Here is an 18,053-nt window from a genome sequence, read left to right on the forward strand (position 1 = left end):
GGGGCCGCCCTTCGCGTCGTAACGGTGTCACGCGCCGCGGCGCGGTCCTGGAGGCAGTGCGGCGGGCACATGGTGCATCCCGGTGTCCTGCTGCGGCCGCCCGATGGTGCCGACGCGCTGCCACTGCGACTGCTGGCGGGCGCTGTAGGCCCCCGCGCTGTAGGCGCTGTACGAGCTGCTGAACGAGCCCGCCCGATGGCCGCCGTACGACCAACCGGTGCGGTCCGGCAGGCCGAAGGGGACGAACCTCATCCCCTCCTCGCCGCTGCGGTCGCCCGGCAGCGTGCGGAACGCCTTGACCCACTCCGAGGCGAGCATGTCGAAGATCGGCGTGGCCGACGCACCACCCGCCCCTTCGTGCCCCGTCCGGGCGGACGGAACGGAGGAGAACGAGGACCGTCGGGGCGAAGTGTCGTATGCGTGCACGTATGTCCAAACGACAGCGCGCGAGAAGAGATGCGGTTTCGCAACCTTCCTTTGGCCGCGGCCCCTTGAACGCGCGGGCTCAGGTCCCCGCGAGCGGGAGCGCCGCCGCGACCAGCCGGCCGTAGGCCGCCGCCTTGTCGAGCGAGTCGCGCAGCAGGTCCTCGCGCGGCTGGCGGCCGATGGAGCCCACCGGCGCGGCGAACATCAGCACCTGCTGGTGCTTGTTGGCCGCGGCCCGCCAGCCGTCGGTGACCTGGAGCGGCTGATGGGCCTGCCACCAGGCGACCGGGTGGCCGCCGGGCGGGCCCGGCTGGAGGACCGCGTGCAGCTGGCCGACCGCCAGCAGCACCGACCAGCCGTGCAGCACCGGCGGGACGGCGGCCAGCTCGGTCACCGGCATGAAGCCCTGCTCGATGAGGAGCGGCAGGAAGTCGTCCCCGGGGCCGACGGTGCCGGGGCGCACGATGGGCGAGGTGGGCTCGACCACCAGGGCGGGGTGCAACTCGCCCTCGATCAGGACGAGTCCGCTGGTCACACCGAGCACCGCCTGCTCGGGCACGGGCCGCTGCGGCTCGCCGCCCTCGGCCTGTGCGCCGATGGAGCGGACGGCGCCCTGCAACTGCTCCTCGGTGACCTGGACGACCTGCGAGGGCAGGCAGCTGGCGTGGGCGAAGGCGAGGACCGCGGTCTCCTCGCCGACGAAGAGAACGGTGCTGGTGCGCTCCTGCTCGGAGTCGCCCGGGGTGCGGCAGGACGTGCAGTCGTAACTGCCCGGGGCGTTCTCTCCGGCGAGCAGCCGGTCGGCTTCTTCGTCGCCGATCTCGGCGCGTACGGCGTCACTGACGTCGAGCATGCGCGGCACGGGTGGCTCCCTTGGGATGCGTGCGGGACCGGTCGGGTGGCTCCCGGCCGATGAGCCCCAGGGTTCCGGGCTCATGAAGAAGACAACGGGCGTCCTGTGGTGGGGGTCACGCATGGCGGAGCATCGGTTCGAATCAACCGTCACAGCTGATCACCCAGAGTGTGGAATCGGCCACTCATCGTCAACTCTGTGGTGGGTCAGGCTACTTGAACGGGTGAAGTGGGTCACAGGGAGTCGTCGGACGGGGGCGAAAAATCAGTAAATCAGCGTATGTAGTGGGTGGCCGGAAATCGCCGATACCAGCGGTAACTGCGAACTGGCCTGGCACGACGGTCATTTGGTTGATGTCCGGCACACGCTTTCTCTACATTCCTCCGCCGTGTGCAACGAGCACCGCTCGGGTTCGTCCGTCACCCGGCACCGGCAACGCGTCATCGCCGGCACCGGGGGGCACGGACGGGGCGGGCGCGAGGAACCGCGGTCCTGCGCGGCGAGCCGCGCTCCGCCCGGGGGAACCCGGGTTCTTGGAGAGGGAGTTATATGTCCGAGTGTGCCGATACCAGCCGTACCACCACCCGTGACGACAGCGCCCGCAGAGGCCGCACGACGGCCGTGCTCGCCGGCGCCGCGCTGCTGGCCCCGCTGGGGCTGCTGGCCGCGACCGGCAGCGCAGCCGCCGCGGACAACGGGGTGTGGGACCGCATCGCCCAGTGCGAGAGCGGCGGCAACTGGCACATCAACACCGGCAACGGCTACTACGGAGGACTCCAGTTCTCCGCCCACACCTGGAGCGCGTACGGCGGTGGCGCCTACGCCTCGACCGCCGACCGGGCCTCCAGGAGCGCGCAGATCGCCGTCGCGACACGGGTCCAGCGGGCCCAGGGCTGGGGCGCCTGGCCGGTCTGCTCCGGCCGCGCGGGAGCCATGGGCTCCGCCCCCTCACCGGTGAGCCTCGACAAGGGCAGCACGACGAAGAAGTCGGCGCCGTCCAGGACACCGAGGACCTCGAACACCTCGAACACTCCGAAGACCTCGAAGGCACCGAGCCACCCCTCCCGCGGCACCGGCGGCTACACCGTGCGCCGGGGCGACACCCTGTCCGGGATCGCCGCGCGGCACGGCGTCGGCTGGCGCCACCTGTACGCGGCGAACCGGTCCGTCATCGGCACCGACCCGGCTCTCATCGTCCCGGGAACGCACTTGGCCCTCTGAGCCGCGCTCACTTCCGTGCCCGACGGCCCCTCGGCTCCGGCCGGGGGGCCTCGGCCGCGTACGCCGGGTGATGCAGATCGAACGCCGGCGACTCCGAGCGGATCCTCGGCAGCGTCACGAAGTTGTGCCGCGGCGGGGGACAGGACGTCGCCCACTCCAGGGAACGGCCGTAGCCCCAGGGGTCGTCGGTGTCGACCTTCTCGCCGTGACGGGCCGTCTTCCAGACGTTGTAGAGGAAGGGGAGCGTGGAGAGGCCGAGGAGGAACGCGCCGATGGAGGACACGGTGTTGAGCGCCGTGAAGCCGTCCGCCGCCAGATAGTCGGCGTACCGGCGCGGCATCCCCTCCGCCCCCAGCCAGTGCTGCACCAGGAACGTCGTGTGGAAGCCGACGAACAGCGTCCAGAACTGGATCTTCCCCAGCCGCTCGTCCAGCATCTTCCCGGTGAACTTCGGCCACCAGAAGGCGAACCCGCCGAACACCGCGAAGACGACCGTGCCGAAGACGACGTAGTGGAAGTGCGCGACCACGAAGTACGAGTCCGTGACATGGAAGTCCATCGGGGGCGACGCGAGGATCACCCCGGTCAGCCCGCCGAACAGGAACGTCACCAGGAAGCCCAGCGCCCACAGCATCGGTGTCTCGAAGGACAGCGAGCCGTGGATCATCGTGCCGGTCCAGTTGAAGAACTTCACCCCGGTCGGCACCGCGATCAGGAACGACATGAAGGAGAAGAACGGCAGCAGCACCGCGCCCGTCGCGAACATGTGGTGCGCCCACACCACGATCGACAGGCCGGTGATCGTCATCGTCGCGCCGACCAGCGTCACATATCCGAAGATCGGCTTGCGGCTGAAGACCGGGATGATCTCCGTGACGATCCCGAAGAACGGCAGCGCGATGATGTAGACCTCGGGATGCCCGAAGAACCAGAACAGGTGCTGCCACAGCAGCGCCCCGCCGTTCGCCGCCTCGAACACCTGCGCCCCGAACCGCCGGTCCGCCTCCAGCACCAGCAGCGCCGCCGCCAGCACCGGGAAAGCCAGCAGGATCAGGATCGAGGTGAACAGGGTGTTCCAGGTGAAGACCGGCATCCGGAACATCGTCATGCCCGGCGCCCGCATCGCGATGATCGTGGTGATGAAGTTGACCGCGCCGAGGATCGTCCCGAACCCGGACAGCGCGAGCCCCATGATCCACAGGTCGGGGCCGATCCCGGGGGAGTGCGTCGCGTCGTTGAGCGGCGCGTAGGCGAACCAGCCGTAGTCGGCGGGCCCGTCAGGCGAGAGCAGGGACCCCAGCACGATCAGCCCGCCGAACAGGAAGAACCAGTACGACAGCATGTTCAGCCGGGGGAAGGCCACGTCCGGGGCGCCGATCTGGAGCGGCATCAGCTCATTGGCGAACCCCGCGAAGCTCGGCGTCGCGAACAGCAGCAGCATGATCGTGCCGTGCAGCGTGAACAACTGGTCGTACCGCTCCGCGCTCATCAGCTGGAGCCCCGGCCGGGCGAGTTCGGCGCGCATCAACAGCGCCATCACCCCGGCGGCCAGGAAGAAGCCGAAGCCGGTGATCAGATACAGATGGCCGATCTTCTTGTGGTCCGTGGTGGTGAGCCAGTCCACCACCACCCGGCCCGCCCGCGGCCGGTCGCGCACCGGTCCCGGCGTCGCGTGCGCGGTCTCGGTCCCCATCGCTCGCCCCTTCGCGTCGTCGCGCCCCGGGCCCGCACCGGCGGTCCGCCGCGGTCGGCGGGCCTGGTACCCGGGAGCGCCCGCGGTACGCACACCCCACACCGGCATGTGCGGAATCCGTGAATTTTCCTATGCGGTGTCAGCTCCGGTGGCATAGCGCGGGATTCCGCCGGGGAATCATGCTCCCGGGGCCCGTCCCGATCTTCATCACGGCACTTTCCGCCGGGTAATTCGAGGGGGCGGCACGACACGCGGGAATTCAGTTCGAATCCCCCGGCCGGCGGTACGGAAACCCCCGATCGTGTGAGGAAGTTCGACCGAAACGAGACCCCGGAAGCTGTGACAGAAGTGTGACGGGAGTCTGGTCCTGCTCTTACCCTGCCGCTCCCGGCTTCCGTCACCGCGTGTGTCGCCCTAGCGTGGCCGTATGGCACCGATTCCCACTCCGCCAGCGGAGCCCCAGGACAGCCCGGACGGGTACGTCGGCCTCGACGCCGAGCAGGCCGAGCGGCGCGCCCGGGAGCGCGGCTGGTCGACCGTGCGCGCGCTGCCGCCGGGCGCGATCATCACCATGGAGTACCGGATGGGGCGGCTCAACTTCGAGGTGCGCGACGGCCGGGTGGCCCGCGCCTGGAAGGGCTGACCGGTCCCGCCGCGACCGCGGACGGCGCGAAGGCCCCGCTCCCGGGGAGGGAGCGGGGCCTTCGCCGTGGCGTGGGGCCCGTGGTGCGTACCGTCGCCCGGGTCCTCAGCCGCCCGTCAGCGGGCGGGCCGGGGAGGCGCCGCGCGGTGCCCGGTCGGCGCCGGGCGGGCGGCGGGGGCCCGCCGGGGTGACCGGGCTGCGTTCCGAACGGGCCGTGTGCGGGCTGGGCGCGAGATGCGCCAGGCCCCGGGAGGCGCGGGTCGAGGAGACCGGCTCGCGGGCCGGCGCGGACTGCTCGGCCGAGGCGCCGCGCGGCCCGGCGAGCACCACCGGGGCGACGGGGGCGACCGGTTCGGACACCGGCCGGGTGCGCCGGGCGCGCCAGCGGTCGCGCAGGTCGAACAGCCACGCCTCGGTGCGTGCGATCAGCGACTCGAACCAGGGCAGGGCGAGCAGGATCAGCAGGCCGGCGGCCCAGCCGAGGAGCACATCGCTGAGCCAGTGCGTACCGAGGTAGACGGTGGTGAGGCCGACGCCGAGCGAGGTGATCGCGGAGACGGCCGAGAGCCAGCGGCGGGTGCGGGGGGTGGAGGCCAGGTAGGCCAGGATGCCCCAGGTGACCACCGCGTTGGCGGTGTGGCCGCTGGGAAATATATCGCCGCCCCTGACCATCTCGTTCGAGCCGATCACGGTCGCGTAGTGCGGACCGAGCCGCCCCATGCCGTACTTGGCGGCGCCGACCGTGATGTTCAGCAGCAGCAGCGAGGTGGCGAGGGTGAGCAGCGGGCGGAGCGTGTGCTGCCGCCAGGAGCGCCAGCCGAGCCAGGCCGCGACCATCACCGCGGTGGGGCCGCGCTGGCCGAGCACCACGTAGTAGTCGAGGAAGGCGTGGATCTGCGGCCACTGCTGGTACGGCCGGAAGAACATGACCTGCCAGTCGAGCCGGACGAGCCAGGAGGTGGTCACCACGGCCCACACGATCGCCAGGTAGAAGGCGAGGGTCGCGGAGAACAGCACGACCCGGTGCCGGCTCATCACCGGCACATCGATATGGGCCGGCCGTTCCGGCTCGCGGTCCAGCCTGGCGAACACCCGGTCCAGACGCCGGGTGAGGTTCCGTTCGGTACGCACCCAATCGACGTTACAGCGAGTGAGCTGTGGTCCCGGTCGAAACAGCGTCTTTGTGATGACGATGTGATGTGGGAAACCTCTCAAGGGCGGCCGAATTTCACGGGATTCCGCAATCCGGTGAGGCCGTCCTCTGTAATTCCTTTGATCATGCCGGGTGTTGTTTATATGGCACTTATAAATGCGTTAACCCGGTCCTGGGTCGCAATTCCCCGGGGCGTCATCGGGCCGCCGGAGTGGATCATGGAGGCCCGGAGCCGTTCAGCCAGAACGCCCCGTACACCGCGGAGACGATCGCCAACCCCACCGTGACCAGGGCGGATCGGGAGGTCCGCAGCCGGGCGAGCGCGGCGGCGAGCGGGAAGAGCACCGGGAAGGCGGGCAGCAGCAGCCGGGGCTTGGAGCCGAAGTAGCTCGACGCGCACAGCGCGAGCGCGAGCACGACGCCGGTGTACGCCAGCAGTTCGAGCGGCTGGCCCCGGCGGACGCCGGTGACGTACAGCCAGAGCAGCAGCGCGACGCCCGCGATCAGGCCGACGCCCGCGAGCGCGGCGGGGAACGAGGTGAACTTCTCGGCCACGAAGCGCGCGAATGCGTACCCGCCGTCGAAGCCGTTGCGCCACCCGGCCTGGACGTCCAGATAGCCGAGCGGCCCCTTGCCGGTGCGACGGCCCACCCAGAGGACATAACCGGCCGCGCCGAGCGGGGCGAGCGACACGCCGAGGAGACGGCGGACGGTGGAGTGCGCGGGGGCGCGTGTCGAGGACCGAGCGCCGTCCGAACGCGCCGCGCTTCGGTCCCGCACGAACGAGACCGCTGCCGCGACCCACACCGCCGCCACCACCGCGCCGCCCACCGGCCGGGTCAGCCCCGCGAGCGCCGCGAGCAGCCCCGCGCCCACCCACCGACCGGTCAGCAGCGCGTACAGCGCCCAGGCGGCCAGCGCCGTGAACAGTGACTCGCTGTACGCCATCGACTGCACGGCCGCGACCGGCAGCACCGCCCACAGCAGCACCGCGCAGACCCCGGTCCGGGCTCCGTACACGTGCTCGGCCACCGCGAAGATCCCCGCCGCCGCGACCAGCGAGGCCACCAGGCTCACCACGAGCCCCGCGTGCGCGTACGACAGCGGGGTGAGCGCGTGCAGCAGCCGCTCCAGCCAGGGCAGCAGCGGGAAGAACGCCAGGTTCGAATGGATGTCGCCGTTCGGCAGCCGCACCTGGTAGCCGTAGCCCAGTTCGGCGACCCGCGTGTACCAGAGGGAGTCCCAGCGCCCCGTCAGCAGCGTCAGCGCGCTCTTGCCGCGCGCGGCGCTCCACACCGCCAGCACCACCAGGCCCAGGGCGCGGACCGCCGCGTACGCCAGCACGGCCGGCACCGCCCGGCGCAGCAGCGGGACGGCGGACGGGACGGCGGGCGGGGCGTGGGCCGCGGCCACGCCGGTCCTGAGATCGGTCACGGGCTCGATTATCGACCGGACGGGGGAACGCTCCGGCCGCCGGACCGGTACGACGTGGTGCACCCCACAGGGGTCGCCGCCCGGGGTGAGAGGTCCGCCACGCGGCGGCGGGGCGGACTCGCGTAGGCTGACGAGCCATTCCCGTGGGTTCAGCGGGGTCCGGGAACACCGCTTCTTCCCGGCCGTACGACAAAGGGAGAGCCTGTCGCTCCGCCCCGCACGAGGGAACATCTGGGAGGTGCGTACATGTCCGGGACGACCACGGCCGCGCTCCGGCCGCGCCGTCGGACGGCCGGGCCCGGTGCCAACCGCTGGGTCGTCCTCGTCGTCCTCTGCGTCAGCCTGCTGCTCGTCGCCCTCGACGCGACCGTGCTGCATGTGGCTGTCCCCGCGGTCAGCGAGGACCTGCGGCCCAGCGCCATCCAGCTGCTCTGGATCGTCGACGTCTACCCCCTGGTCTGCGCCGCGCTGCTGATCCTCTTCGGCACCCTCGGCGACCGCGTCGGACGCCGACGCGTACTCCTGCTCGGCTACGGCCTGTTCGGCGTGGCCTCCGCGGTGGCCGCCTGCGCGCACTCCGCCGAGGTGCTGATCCTCGCCCGCGCCCTGATCGGCGTCGGCGGCGCCATGATCATGCCCGCGACCCTGTCGATCCTGCGCCAGGTCTTCCCCGACCGGCGTGAGCGCGCCCTCGCCATCGGTGTGTGGAGCGCGGTCGCCGCGGTCGGCGCGGCGGTCGGACCGCTGCTCGGCGGCTTTCTGCTGGAGCACTTCTGGTGGGGCTCGGTCTTCCTGATCAACATCCCGCTGATGCTGATCAGCCTCCCCGTCGGACGGCTGCTGCTGCCCGAGTCCCGGGGCGAGACGGACGGCCCCTGGGACGTGGTCGGCGCGCTGATGGCGGCCGCGGGCCTGTTCGGCGTCGTGCTCGGCGTGAAGCGGCTCGGCGGCGGCGAGGACCCCACGGGCCCGCTCACCCTGCTGCCGCTGCTGGTCGGCGCGGCCCTCCTGGTCCTCTTCGTACGGCGCCAGCGGCGGCTGCCGCATCCGCTGGTGGACCTGTGCATGTTCCGCAGGCCCGCCTTCAGCACCTCGGTGGGCTGCATCGTGCTGGCCATGCTCGCGCTGGTCGGCCTTGAGCTGATCGCCGCGCAGTATCTGCAACTGGTGCTCGGCCTGTCCCCGCTCGCCACCGGGCTGCGGCTGCTGCCGCTGACCGTGGCGGCGATGGCGGCCGGTCTGCTGGGCGCGCGCGTGCTGCGCCGGTTCGGGCCGCGCCGGATGGTGTGCACCGGCTTCTGTCTGACGGCGGCCGCGGTGCTGACCCTGACCGCGATGGGCCCCGCCGACAACTCCCCGCTGCTGCTGTCCGCCTTCGTGCTGCTCGGCCTCGGCCTGGAGACCACGCTGTTCGGCGCCTACGAGTCGATGCTCAGCGAGGCCCCCGCCGACCGGGCCGGCGGGGCGGCGGCGATCGGCGAGACGTCGTACCAGCTCGGCGCCGGTATCGGTATCGCGCTGCTCGGCAGTGTGATGAACGCCGCCTATACGCCCCGGCTGCACACGGTCCCCGGGGTCTCCGCCCCGGACGCGACCGCCGCCGGGCACTCGCTGGGCGAGGCGTACGACGTCGCCGACCGGCTCGGCGGCCCCACCGGGGCGGTGCTGCGCCGGGTGGCACGGGACTCCTTCGTGCACGGGCTGCATCTGACCCTGCTGGTGAGCGCGGGCCTGTTGCTGCTGGGCGCGGTGATGGCGCTGCGGCTGCCGCGGATCATGCAGTGCGGCGCGGAGACCGAGTCCGGTGTGGAGCCCGGGACCCGCGCGGAGACCGGAACCGGCGCGGAGCCGGAGACCGGCGCGGCGACCGGGACCGCCGGGGATGCGGAGAGCGTGCCGGGCGCCGTCGAAGCGGCCGCCGAGCCGCCCGCCCCCGAGCCCGGCGTCGCCGGGTTGCCTTCCCCGCGCGGCTCCGAGCAGCCGCGCGCCGCCGGGCAGCCGCAGCTCCCGGAGAAGCCGCGGGTCTCCGCCTGACCCCTCTGGACGTGCGGGACACTGCGCCGTAACGTCGGCCGCACAGCCGTAACTAGCGCTGCTAGTTTTCAGTACCCGGAGGGTGTCCCATGTCCGCGAAGCTGCCCCCGTTCGACGCCGCCGACCCGCTCGGGATCGACGATCTGCTGGACCCCGAGGACCTCGCGATCCGGGACACCGTCCGCGGCTGGGCGGCCGACCGGGTGCTGCCGTACGTCGCCGACTGGTACGAGAAGGGCGAGCTGCCCCAGATCCGGGAGCTCGCCCGGGAGCTGGGCGGGATCGGTGCCCTCGGGATGTCCCTCACCGGGTACGGCTGCGCGGGCGCGTCGGCCGTGCAGTACGGGCTGGCCTGCCTGGAGCTGGAGGCCGCCGACTCCGGTATCCGCTCGCTGGTCTCCGTGCAGGGCTCCCTCGCCATGTACGCCATCCACCGCTTCGGCAGCGAGGAGCAGAAGCAGGAGTGGCTGCCGCGGATGGCGGCCGGCGAGGTGATCGGTTGCTTCGGCCTGACCGAGCCGGACCACGGCTCCGACCCGGCCTCCATGCGTACCCATGCCAAGCGCGACGGCGAGGACTGGGTGCTCAACGGGCGCAAGATGTGGATCACCAACGGGTCGGTCGCCGGGGTCGCCGTCGTCTGGGCACAGACCGAGGAGGGCATCCGCGGCTTCGTCGTACCGACCGACACGCCCGGCTTCTCGGCGCCCGAGATCAAGCACAAGTGGTCCCTGCGGGCCTCCGTCACCAGTGAACTCGTCCTGGACGACGTGCGGTTGCCCGCGAGCGCGGCGCTGCCGGAGGTCATCGGGCTGCGCGGCCCGCTGAGCTGTCTCTCGCACGCCCGCTACGGCATCGTCTGGGGCGCGATGGGCGCGGCGCGCAGCAGCTTCGAGTCGGCCGTGGAGTACGCGAAGACCCGTGAACAGTTCGGGCGGCCCATCGGCGGCTTCCAGCTCACCCAGGCCAAGCTCGCCGACATGGCGGTCGAACTGCACAAGGGGATCCTGCTCGCCCACCATCTGGGGCGGCGGATGGACGCGGGCCGGCTGCGCCCGGAGCAGGTCAGCTTCGGCAAGCTGAACAACGTCCGCGAGGCCATCGAGATCTGCCGTACGGCGCGGACGATCCTCGGTGCCAACGGGATCTCCCTCGAATACCCCGTGATGCGGCACGCGACCAACCTCGAATCGGTGCTCACCTACGAGGGCACCGTCGAGATGCACCAGCTGGTGCTGGGCAAGGCGCTCACCGGGCTCGACGCGTTCCGGTGAGCCACCGAACGGGCGGGGCCGGTGTGCGGCCCCGCCTCAGCTCTGGTTGAAGAAGCCGTCCGTGCGGTGCGCGGACGCGTCACCGCTGATGATCTCCGTGTCGGCCGGGGTCAGCAGGAACACCCGCGTGGAGACCCGGTCGATGGAACCGCGCAGACCGAAGATCAGCCCCGCCGCGAAGTCCACGACGCGCTTGGCGTCGCCGGGCTCCATGCCGGTGAGGTTCATGATGACCGGGACCCCGTCCCGGAACAGCTCGCCGATGGCACGGGCGTCCCGGAAGCTGTCCGGGGTGACCGTGGCGATCCGCCGGCTCTTCTCCTCGGCCTTGTCCGCGGCCACCTGAACCCGCGGGTCGGTCACCCAGGCGTCCCCGGACGTGGTGCCCTCGGAGTAGTCGTCGTCGTAATAGCGCTCGTCATCGTTGTCGTCGACGAGGCCGAGCCACGCACTCGCCTTGCGTACCGATCCCATGGACGCCTCCTCTCACAGCGGTCTCTCGTGCTTGCGCACCTTCCCCTATGGTCATCCATGATGCTGACAGCGCGCCAAGTGGATAGTCGCCGCACGGGGGGTTTGTGACGGTACTGGTGCACAGCCGATCCGTCGAGACTCCTTGTCCCCCAAGGGTTGTGACACGTACGGCTGCTGACTGTGAGTGAAATATGATGGTCGGCGGCGGATGGGTGACGCTCGGTGCGTCCGGGTGAAGCCATCGCCACCTCAACACACGGGGGAAACGCTGTGTTCGGAATAGTCAGGCCCTGCTCGCATCGGCTGGGTGACCGCTTCAAGTCCGAGTGGATGGCGCATCTGTGCGGGCTCTGCCTCGCGTTGCGCGGCGACCATGGTCAGTTCGCACGTGTCGTCACCAACTATGACGGTTTGTTGATCTCTGTGTTGACGGAGGCTCAGCTCGGCCGGAGCGAGGGCGGACGGCGCCTGGCGGGGCCCTGTGCGCTGCGCGGGATGCGGCCGGCGTCCGTCGCGCAGGGCGAGGGCGCGCGGCTCGCGGCGGCCGTCTCCCTGGTGCTCGCCGCGGCGAAGGTCCGCGACCACGTCGCCGACCGGGACGGGCTGCTGGCCCGCCGGCCCGTGGCCGCCGCCGCCCGCAAGGTCGCGGCGAGCTGGGGCCGGGCCGGGGCGGCGGGCGGGGCGGCGGTCGGCTTCGACACCGGTGTCCTGGTGGACGCCGTCGAGCGGCAGCTCGGCATCGAGACGCTGGCCGGGCCCGGTACCCCGCTGCTGACCGTCACCGAGCCCACCGAGACGGCCACCGCCGCCGCGTTCGCGCACACCGCGCGGCTGTCCGGCCGGCCGGGCAACGCGGCCCCGCTCGCCGAGGCCGGACGGCTCTTCGGGCGGCTCGCGCATCTGCTGGACGCGGTGGAGGACCAGCAGGCCGACGCGGCGGTCGGCGCCTGGAACCCGCTCACCGCGACCGGCACCTCCCGCGCCGAGGCGCGCAGGCTCGCCGACGACGCGGTGCACGGCATCCGACTCGCCCTGAAGGACGCCGAGTTCAGCGACGGCGGGCTGGTCCATCTGCTGCTGGTGCACGAGCTGCGCCGCTCGGTGGACCGGGCGTTCGGCACGACGACCTGCGGACACACCGGTGCGGAGGGCGCGTTCGGGCCGCCGACCGGGCCGTACGCGCCGGGGAACCCGGGCAACCCGGGGCCGCAGGGGCCGTATGTGCCGGGCGGCCCCTACGGCACCCCGCACGGCAACCCCTACGGCACCCCCCAGGGCGGGGGGCCGCAGGGCCCGGACAAGCGGGGCTTCTGGGCCGGCTGCGCCGCCGCCCTGGCCGTGTGCTGCACCTGCAAGGTGTGCTGCGCCGACGAGTTCGAGGGCCCGTGGTCGCGCAAGCGGCGCGACGGCTGTTGCGCCTCCTGCGACTGCAACTGCGACTGGTCGTGCTGCGAGGCCCTGGAGTGCTGCGAGTGCTGCGAGTGCTGTGCCTGCGACTGCGGCTGCTGAGCTGCACCGGGCCGCGTGACCCCGGCCTCTGGCCGCGTGACCCCGGCTCGGGCGGCTGACCCCCGCTCGGGCCGATGACCCCCGTTCAGCCCTTGATCTCGGGCGGGGAGATCTGTGACTTCCTGATCGCCGAGCCGGTCGTGCCCCACTTCTTCAGGATCTTGTCGTAGGTGCCGTCGGCGATCAGCCGGTCCACCGCGGCCCGGAAGGCGGGCGCGAGCTTCGTGCCCTTCTTGAAGGCGAAGCCGACGTCCAGGCGGTGGAACTCATTGAGGAACTTCAGGCCCGGCTGCCGCGCGACGGCGTAGCGCAGCCCGTTGATCGTGGACATCACGACATCGCTGCGGCCCTGCTGCACCGAGGACCAGATCGCACTCGGGTCGGCGTACGTCTGCACCTGGTACGGCTTCTTGCCCGCGTCGGCGCACAGATGCCTGCTCTCCTCCAGCGTGGCCTCGAACGTGGTGCCGGCGCCGGTCGCCACGTTCAGCCCGCACAGCTGCTTCAGATCGGTGATCCTGCCGAGCTTGCTGTCCTCGCGGGTGGCGAAGCCCTGGCCGTCGTTGATGTAGGTGACGAAGTCGATGGTCCTGCGCCGCTCGTCGGTGACCCCGAAGTTGCTCGCGCCGAAGTCGTACTTGCCGCTGTCCAGGGCGGGCAGGATCGCCTCGAAACTCGCCTGGTCCACGGTCAGTTCGAGCCCCAGCACCTTGGCGACCGCCTTGGTGAAGTCGACGTCCTGGCCGGTCAGCGTTCTGCCGTCGGCGAGGTACGTGGTGCCGGGCGGGGTGCCGCCGACGCTGATCGCGGCGGTGAGGTGCCGGGTGCCGGGCGGCAGCAGCTTCGCCGCCGCGGGGTCGGTCCGCTCGCCCGACACCACGTCCGCGGTCGGCACCGCCTCGGACCTGGCCGCGACCCCCGAGGCGTCCGTACCGCCCGGACCCGAGCCGGAGCCGCATGCGGTGAGAAGCAGAACGGCCGAGGTCAAGGCGGTAAAGGGCATGACAAATCGATAAATCGGCGTACGCATCGACGGCGTTCTCCTGAACGGGAAAAGGGGGTGCGCGAGTGCGAGGGGAGGGGCGCGTGTGAAGGCGCGGTGGAGCGGGGGATGCACGGAAACGCGGATACGCGGCAACGCGTGGGATCGGAAACGCGGAGAGCGCGAAGCGGGCCCGCCGGAGGGCGGGCATGCGCAGGGGGTCAGCTCAACAGGAGGAGGACCACACGCGACCGAAGTCGATGTGGGAGCGGGTGACCAGCCACTGCTGTGGATGCATGGGGCAAGTGGAACAGGCATCCGGTTCCGCGTCAACTGACTTGAGACGTACTGCTCACACTATGGACACCCTTGACAGCGCGGGCGATCGCTTGCGTACTCTCGGTGTACGGCCCTGCTGAGGGGCTCGGCCGTGACCGCGCCGCCCGTCCGGCGCGGCCGTGTGAAGGCATCACCCGTTCCGACGTTCGACCGATCGCGTCACGGAGCCTTCGCATGTCATCCGACACCCTCGCCCAAGCACCCACCGCCCCGGAGATACCCGGGCCCCCGGCCGTCCCCCGGATCGTGCCCCAGCGCCGCTACGGACAGTGGACCGCCGCCGTCGTCGTCCTCGTCCTGCTCGGCCTCGCCATCACCTCCGTCGTCCGCAACCGGGCGTTCCAGTGGGACGTCGTGGCCGAGTACTTCACCACCGGCTCGGTGCTGCGCGGACTGTGGCTCACGCTCTGGCTGACCGCCGTGGTGATGACCCTCGGCTTCGCCCTCGGCACCCTGCTCGCCGCGTTCCGGCTGTCCGCCAACCCCGTGCTGCGCGCGGTCGGCTGGGGCTATGTGTGGCTGTTCCGGTCCATCCCGATCCTGGTGCAGCTGCTGCTGTGGTTCAACATCGGGGCGCTGTACCCGACGGTGCTCGGGGTGAAGACGGTCGACCTGCTCAGCCCGGTCGCCGTCGCCGTCGTCGGCCTCACCCTGCACGAGGCCGCCTACGCCGCCGAGGTCGTGCGCGGCGGCATCCTCTCCGTCGACCGCGGCCAGATCGAGGCCGCCCAGGCACTCGGCCTGAGCCGGTGGCGCCGCTGGCGGCGGATCGTGCTGCCGCAGGCGATGCGCTCCATCGTGCCGCCCGCCGGCAACATGCTGATCGGCACCCTCAAGGGCACCTCCATCGTCAGCGTCATCGCCGTCAACGACCTCCTGTTCTCGGCCCAGTTGATCTATCACCGCACCTACCAGGTCATCCCGCTGCTGATGGTCGCCACCCTCTGGTACGCGGTCGTCACCACCGTGCTCGGCATCGGTCAGGCGTACGTCGAGAAGTACTACGCCCGCGGCACGGGCGGGACCCGATGAGGCCCCAGCTGGTGATCGTGGGCGCCGGGCCGCGGGGGACCGGCCTCCTCGAACGCATCGCCGCCAACGCCCCCGAGCTGTATGCCACCTCGGGCCTCGACATCCATCTCGTGGACCCGCATCCACCGGGCGGCGGACGCATCTGGCGCGAGGAGCAGTCGCCGCTGCTGTGGATGAACTCGCACGCCGAGGACGTCACCATGTTCACCGACGACACGGTGCGCATGGACGGACCGGTGCGCGAGGGCCCCACGCTGCACGAGTGGGCCGCCCTTGACGGCCGTACCTTCGCCGACCGCCGACTCCAGGGCGGATACCTGCGCTTCGTGTACGAACGGGCCCTGGCCGAGCTGCCCCCGGACATCACCGTGCATCACCACCCCACCCGCGCGCTGCGCGTCGGCGGCCCCCGCGAGGGGCGCCAGCAGGTCTGGCTGGAGGGCAGGGCGCGCCCCCTCCTCGCCGACCTGGTGATCCTCGCCGTCGGCCACCTCGACGCCGAACTCGACCAGGAACAGGCCGCGTTGGCCGCGTACGCCCGGACGCACGACCTGGTCCACCTGCCGCCCGACTTCACCGCCGACACCGACCTGTCCGCGCTCCAGCCCGGCGAACCGGTGCTCGTGCGAGGCTTCGGGCTGGCCTTCGTCGATCTGATGGTGCTGCTCACCGAGGGCCGCGGCGGCCGGTACGACGGGGACACCTATCTGCCCTCGGGACGGGAGCCGGTGCTGTACGTCGGCTCCCGGCGCGGGGTGCCGTACCACTCGAAGATCGGCTACGACTGGAGCGGCGACCGGCCCCCGCTGCCGCGCTTCCTCGGTCCGGCCGAGATCGCGGAACTGCGGTCCAGGCCGGGCGGGTTCGACTTCCGGCGCGATGTGTGGCCGCTGGTCGAGAAGGAGCTGGGCTTCGCCCACTACCACCGGCTGTTCACCGCCCACCCGGAACGCACCACGAGCGGCTGGGCCGACTTCGAGGAGAAGTACGCGGCCGCCGACGGCTCCGCCGAACGGGACGCGCTCGCCGCCGCCTCCGTACCGGACCCGGCCGACCGGCTCGACCTCACCGCGCTCGACCATCCGCTGGCCGGGGTGCGGTACGCCTCGCACGAGGACCTCCAGGACGGGCTGCGCGCCTATATCGAGGCCGATCTGTCCAGGCGCCACGACCCCTCCCACAGCGCCGACCTGGGCGTCTTCCTCGGGTTGCTCTCCGTCTACGGGCAACTGGTGCGGCTCGGGGGCATCGGGCCCTGGTGGCACGGGTTCTTCAGCTATCTGGCGTCCGGGCCGCCCGGCCCCCGGCTGCGGCAGATGCTCGCGCTGTCCCGGGCGGGGCTGCTGAGGTTCCTCGGCGCCGAGATGGCCGTCACCGCCGAGGACGGGGTGTTCCGGGCGGCCGGACCCACCGTGCCCGGGTACGCGGTCACGGCACGGGCACTGGTCGAGGCCCGGCTGCCCGAGCCCACCGTCGCCCGCGCCCGCGACCCCCTGCTGCGCGAACTGCACGCCGACGGCGCCGCCGAGACCCCGGAGGGGCTGCTGCGGGTCGACCCCCGCGACGGCCGCCTCCTCGACGGCGCCGGGCGCCCGCACCCCCGCCGCTTCGCGCTCGGCCCCTACACCGACGCCCGGACCCCCGGCGCCTTCACCCGGCCGCGCACCGGCGGACCCGCCTTCCGGCAGAACGACGCCACCGCGCGGGCCGTACTGGCCTTCCTGCGCGCCGGAGCCGGCCGCGCAGCCGCCTGAACTTCCCCTATATATAAAGGAATTGACCCATGACCGTCATGGTCGACATCCGGTCGGTGCACAAGAGCTTCGGCCCGCTCGATGTCCTCAAGGGCATCGACCTCCAGGTCCGCACCGGCGAGGTCACCGTCGTCCTCGGCCCCTCCGGCTCCGGCAAGTCCACGCTGCTGCGCACCATCAACCACCTGGAGAAGGCGGACCGGGGCGAGATCACGGTGGACGGCACTCCGATCGGCTACCGGCGCGCCGGTGACCGGCTGCACGAGCTGCCCGAACGCGAGGTACTGCGCCGCCGCACCAAGATCGGCTTCGTCTTCCAGAACTTCAACCTCTTCCCGCACCTCACCGTCCTGGACAATGTGATCGAGGCGCCGGTGTCCGCGCTGAAGCGGCCCCGCAAGGAAGCGGAGGAGGACGCGCGCCGGCTCCTCGCGCGGGTGGGGCTCGCCGACAAGTCCGCCGCGTATCCACGGCAGTTGTCCGGCGGGCAGCAGCAACGCGTCGCCATCGCACGGGCGCTGGCGCTGAAGCCCCGGCTGCTGCTCTTCGACGAGCCGACCTCGGCGCTCGACCCCGAACTGGTCGGCGAGGTCCTCGACGTCATCCGCGATCTCGCCGCCCGGGGCACCACGATGATCGTCGTCACCCATGAGATCGCCTTCGCACGGGAGGTCGCCGACACGGTGGTCTTCATGGCCGACGGCCGGATCGTCGAGCAGGGCCCGCCCGCCGCGGTGCTGGACGCGCCGCGTGAGGAGCGGACCCGGGCGTTCCTCGCGAAGGTGCTGTGAGGATGGGCGGGCGGTACCGCCGAGGGATGCTGCATCTCGCCGCCGCCCTCGACCTCGCGGACCACCCCGGCACCGGCCCCCGCACCGAACTGGTACGGCTCGCCGAGCACGGCCGGCTGGACTTCGTGACCCTGGACGGCCCCGGGGGACGGCCGGGACCCGAGACGCTGGACCTGGTGTCGGCGATGGCGGCGGCGACCCGGCGGATCGGGCTGGTGCCGAGGGGGACGGAGATGTCCGGCCTCCTGGACCGGGTCGCCCAGGGGCGGGCGGGCCGGTGGATCGAGGCGCCCGACGCGGGGTCGGGGTCGGGGTCGGGGGAGGCGGGCCGGGCGGCCGGGGTCGCTGAGGCGGGCGAAGCCCCCTTTCTCGCCGGTGAGTCGGGGGACCGTCCGGCGGATGGCGCCGGAATCCGTGACGAGGGATCCGGCCCCGATCCGT

15 protein-coding genes are annotated in these 18,053 nt (G+C 71.8%); 8 read left to right on the top strand and 7 right to left on the bottom strand.

All coding sequences use genetic code 11. The features are described from left to right. Positions 1–27: 27 nt before the first annotated feature. Together HEP81_RS29945 and HEP81_RS29950 are read right to left on the bottom strand one after the other, a co-directional pair. On the bottom strand, positions 28–426 hold the full coding sequence (locus HEP81_RS29945) for a hypothetical protein (protein ID WP_037658256.1): 399 nt from the start codon (positions 424–426) through the stop codon (positions 28–30). Between the two features lie 79 nt (positions 427–505). Next, on the bottom strand, positions 506–1,288 hold the full coding sequence (locus HEP81_RS29950; protein ID WP_037658257.1) for a hypothetical protein: 783 nt from the start codon (positions 1,286–1,288) through the stop codon (positions 506–508). A gap of 540 nt (positions 1,289–1,828) precedes the next feature. Here HEP81_RS29950 and HEP81_RS29955 point away from each other — a divergent pair. Further along, positions 1,829–2,500, top strand: a complete 672-nt coding sequence (locus HEP81_RS29955; protein ID WP_037658259.1) for a LysM peptidoglycan-binding domain-containing protein — start codon at positions 1,829–1,831, stop codon at positions 2,498–2,500. 7 nt (positions 2,501–2,507) lie between these two features. On the opposite strand, the gene ctaD is transcribed toward HEP81_RS29955, so the two are convergent. Further along, positions 2,508–4,193 carry an aa3-type cytochrome oxidase subunit I gene (gene ctaD, locus HEP81_RS29960; protein ID WP_037658261.1) on the bottom strand — a complete coding sequence of 562 codons (1,686 nt, stop codon included), beginning with the start codon at positions 4,191–4,193 and terminating at the stop codon, positions 2,508–2,510. 427 nt (positions 4,194–4,620) lie between these two features. Between ctaD and HEP81_RS29965 the strand changes: the two genes are divergently transcribed. Continuing rightward, positions 4,621–4,836 (top strand): I78 family peptidase inhibitor, encoded by a 216-nt coding sequence (locus HEP81_RS29965; RefSeq protein WP_037658262.1) that lies wholly within the window; start codon positions 4,621–4,623, stop codon positions 4,834–4,836. A 105-nt stretch (positions 4,837–4,941) separates the two neighbouring features. On the opposite strand, the gene HEP81_RS29970 is transcribed toward HEP81_RS29965, so the two are convergent. Beyond that, positions 4,942–5,967: a phosphatase PAP2 family protein gene (locus tag HEP81_RS29970; RefSeq protein WP_037658264.1), complete on the bottom strand. Its 1,026-nt coding sequence runs from the start codon at positions 5,965–5,967 to the stop codon at positions 4,942–4,944. Positions 5,968–6,205: 238 nt separating this feature from the next. Beyond that, a complete protein-coding gene (locus tag HEP81_RS29975) occupies positions 6,206–7,423 on the bottom strand; it encodes a glycosyltransferase family 39 protein (RefSeq protein WP_037658266.1) in 1,218 nt (405 codons plus the stop codon). Between the two features lie 246 nt (positions 7,424–7,669). On the opposite strand from HEP81_RS29975, the gene HEP81_RS29980 reads away from it, so the two are divergent. After that, on the top strand, positions 7,670–9,457 hold the full coding sequence (locus tag HEP81_RS29980) for an MFS transporter (RefSeq protein ID WP_078967495.1): 1,788 nt from the start codon (positions 7,670–7,672) through the stop codon (positions 9,455–9,457). Positions 9,458–9,546: 89 nt separating this feature from the next. Beyond that, a complete protein-coding gene (locus tag HEP81_RS29985; RefSeq protein WP_037658268.1) occupies positions 9,547–10,731 on the top strand; it encodes an acyl-CoA dehydrogenase family protein in 1,185 nt (394 codons plus the stop codon). Positions 10,732–10,767: 36 nt separating this feature from the next. Here the strand turns inward: HEP81_RS29985 and HEP81_RS29990 are convergent, their stop codons facing one another. After that, the gene (locus HEP81_RS29990) at positions 10,768–11,205 is read right to left on the bottom strand and encodes a cell division protein SepF (protein ID WP_037658270.1); all 438 of its coding nucleotides are present in this window, start codon (positions 11,203–11,205) and stop codon (positions 10,768–10,770) included. Positions 11,206–11,475: 270 nt separating this feature from the next. Between HEP81_RS29990 and HEP81_RS29995 the strand changes: the two genes are divergently transcribed. Then, the gene (locus HEP81_RS29995; protein ID WP_078967496.1) at positions 11,476–12,714 is read left to right on the top strand and encodes a DUF5685 family protein; all 1,239 of its coding nucleotides are present in this window, start codon (positions 11,476–11,478) and stop codon (positions 12,712–12,714) included. Between the two features lie 85 nt (positions 12,715–12,799). Here the strand turns inward: HEP81_RS29995 and HEP81_RS30000 are convergent, their stop codons facing one another. Then, positions 12,800–13,717, bottom strand: a complete 918-nt coding sequence (locus tag HEP81_RS30000; protein WP_037658271.1) for an ABC transporter substrate-binding protein — start codon at positions 13,715–13,717, stop codon at positions 12,800–12,802. A gap of 492 nt (positions 13,718–14,209) precedes the next feature. Here HEP81_RS30000 and HEP81_RS30005 point away from each other — a divergent pair, with 492 nt between their 5' ends. Genes HEP81_RS30005 through HEP81_RS30015 form a run of 3 tightly spaced genes read left to right on the top strand, consistent with a single transcriptional unit; the run spans position 14,210 to position 17,612 of the window. Continuing rightward, on the top strand, positions 14,210–15,067 hold the full coding sequence (locus tag HEP81_RS30005) for an amino acid ABC transporter permease (protein WP_037658272.1): 858 nt from the start codon (positions 14,210–14,212) through the stop codon (positions 15,065–15,067). Next, positions 15,064–16,821, top strand: a complete 1,758-nt coding sequence (locus HEP81_RS30010; RefSeq protein ID WP_037658274.1) for an FAD/NAD(P)-binding protein — start codon at positions 15,064–15,066, stop codon at positions 16,819–16,821. The genes HEP81_RS30005 and HEP81_RS30010 overlap by 4 nt, the downstream gene beginning before the upstream one ends. A 29-nt stretch (positions 16,822–16,850) precedes the next feature. Next, on the top strand, positions 16,851–17,612 hold the full coding sequence (locus tag HEP81_RS30015) for an amino acid ABC transporter ATP-binding protein (RefSeq protein WP_037658275.1): 762 nt from the start codon (positions 16,851–16,853) through the stop codon (positions 17,610–17,612). The last annotated feature ends 441 nt before the right edge of the window (positions 17,613–18,053 follow it).

Source organism: Streptomyces griseofuscus (assembly GCF_014673495.1).
GTDB lineage: Bacteria > Actinomycetota > Actinomycetes > Streptomycetales > Streptomycetaceae > Streptomyces > Streptomyces murinus.

What these genes read in the sequence shown, in the direction of transcription:
- HEP81_RS29955 (WP_037658259.1), top strand. Translation starts at nt 1,829, where the DNA reads ATGTCCGAGTGTGCCGATACCAGCCGTACCACCACCCGTGACGACAGC.
- ctaD (WP_037658261.1), bottom strand. Translation starts at nt 4,193, where the DNA reads ATGGGGACCGAGACCGCGCACGCGACGCCGGGACCGGTGCGCGACCGG.
- HEP81_RS29965 (WP_037658262.1), top strand. Translation starts at nt 4,621, where the DNA reads ATGGCACCGATTCCCACTCCGCCAGCGGAGCCCCAGGACAGCCCGGAC.
- HEP81_RS29980 (WP_078967495.1), top strand. Translation starts at nt 7,670, where the DNA reads ATGTCCGGGACGACCACGGCCGCGCTCCGGCCGCGCCGTCGGACGGCC.
- HEP81_RS29985 (WP_037658268.1), top strand. Translation starts at nt 9,547, where the DNA reads ATGTCCGCGAAGCTGCCCCCGTTCGACGCCGCCGACCCGCTCGGGATC.
- HEP81_RS29990 (WP_037658270.1), bottom strand. Translation starts at nt 11,205, where the DNA reads ATGGGATCGGTACGCAAGGCGAGTGCGTGGCTCGGCCTCGTCGACGAC.
- HEP81_RS30000 (WP_037658271.1), bottom strand. Translation starts at nt 13,717, where the DNA reads ATGCCCTTTACCGCCTTGACCTCGGCCGTTCTGCTTCTCACCGCATGC.
- HEP81_RS30005 (WP_037658272.1), top strand. Translation starts at nt 14,210, where the DNA reads ATGTCATCCGACACCCTCGCCCAAGCACCCACCGCCCCGGAGATACCC.
- HEP81_RS30010 (WP_037658274.1), top strand. Translation starts at nt 15,064, where the DNA reads ATGAGGCCCCAGCTGGTGATCGTGGGCGCCGGGCCGCGGGGGACCGGC.
- HEP81_RS30015 (WP_037658275.1), top strand. Translation starts at nt 16,851, where the DNA reads ATGACCGTCATGGTCGACATCCGGTCGGTGCACAAGAGCTTCGGCCCG.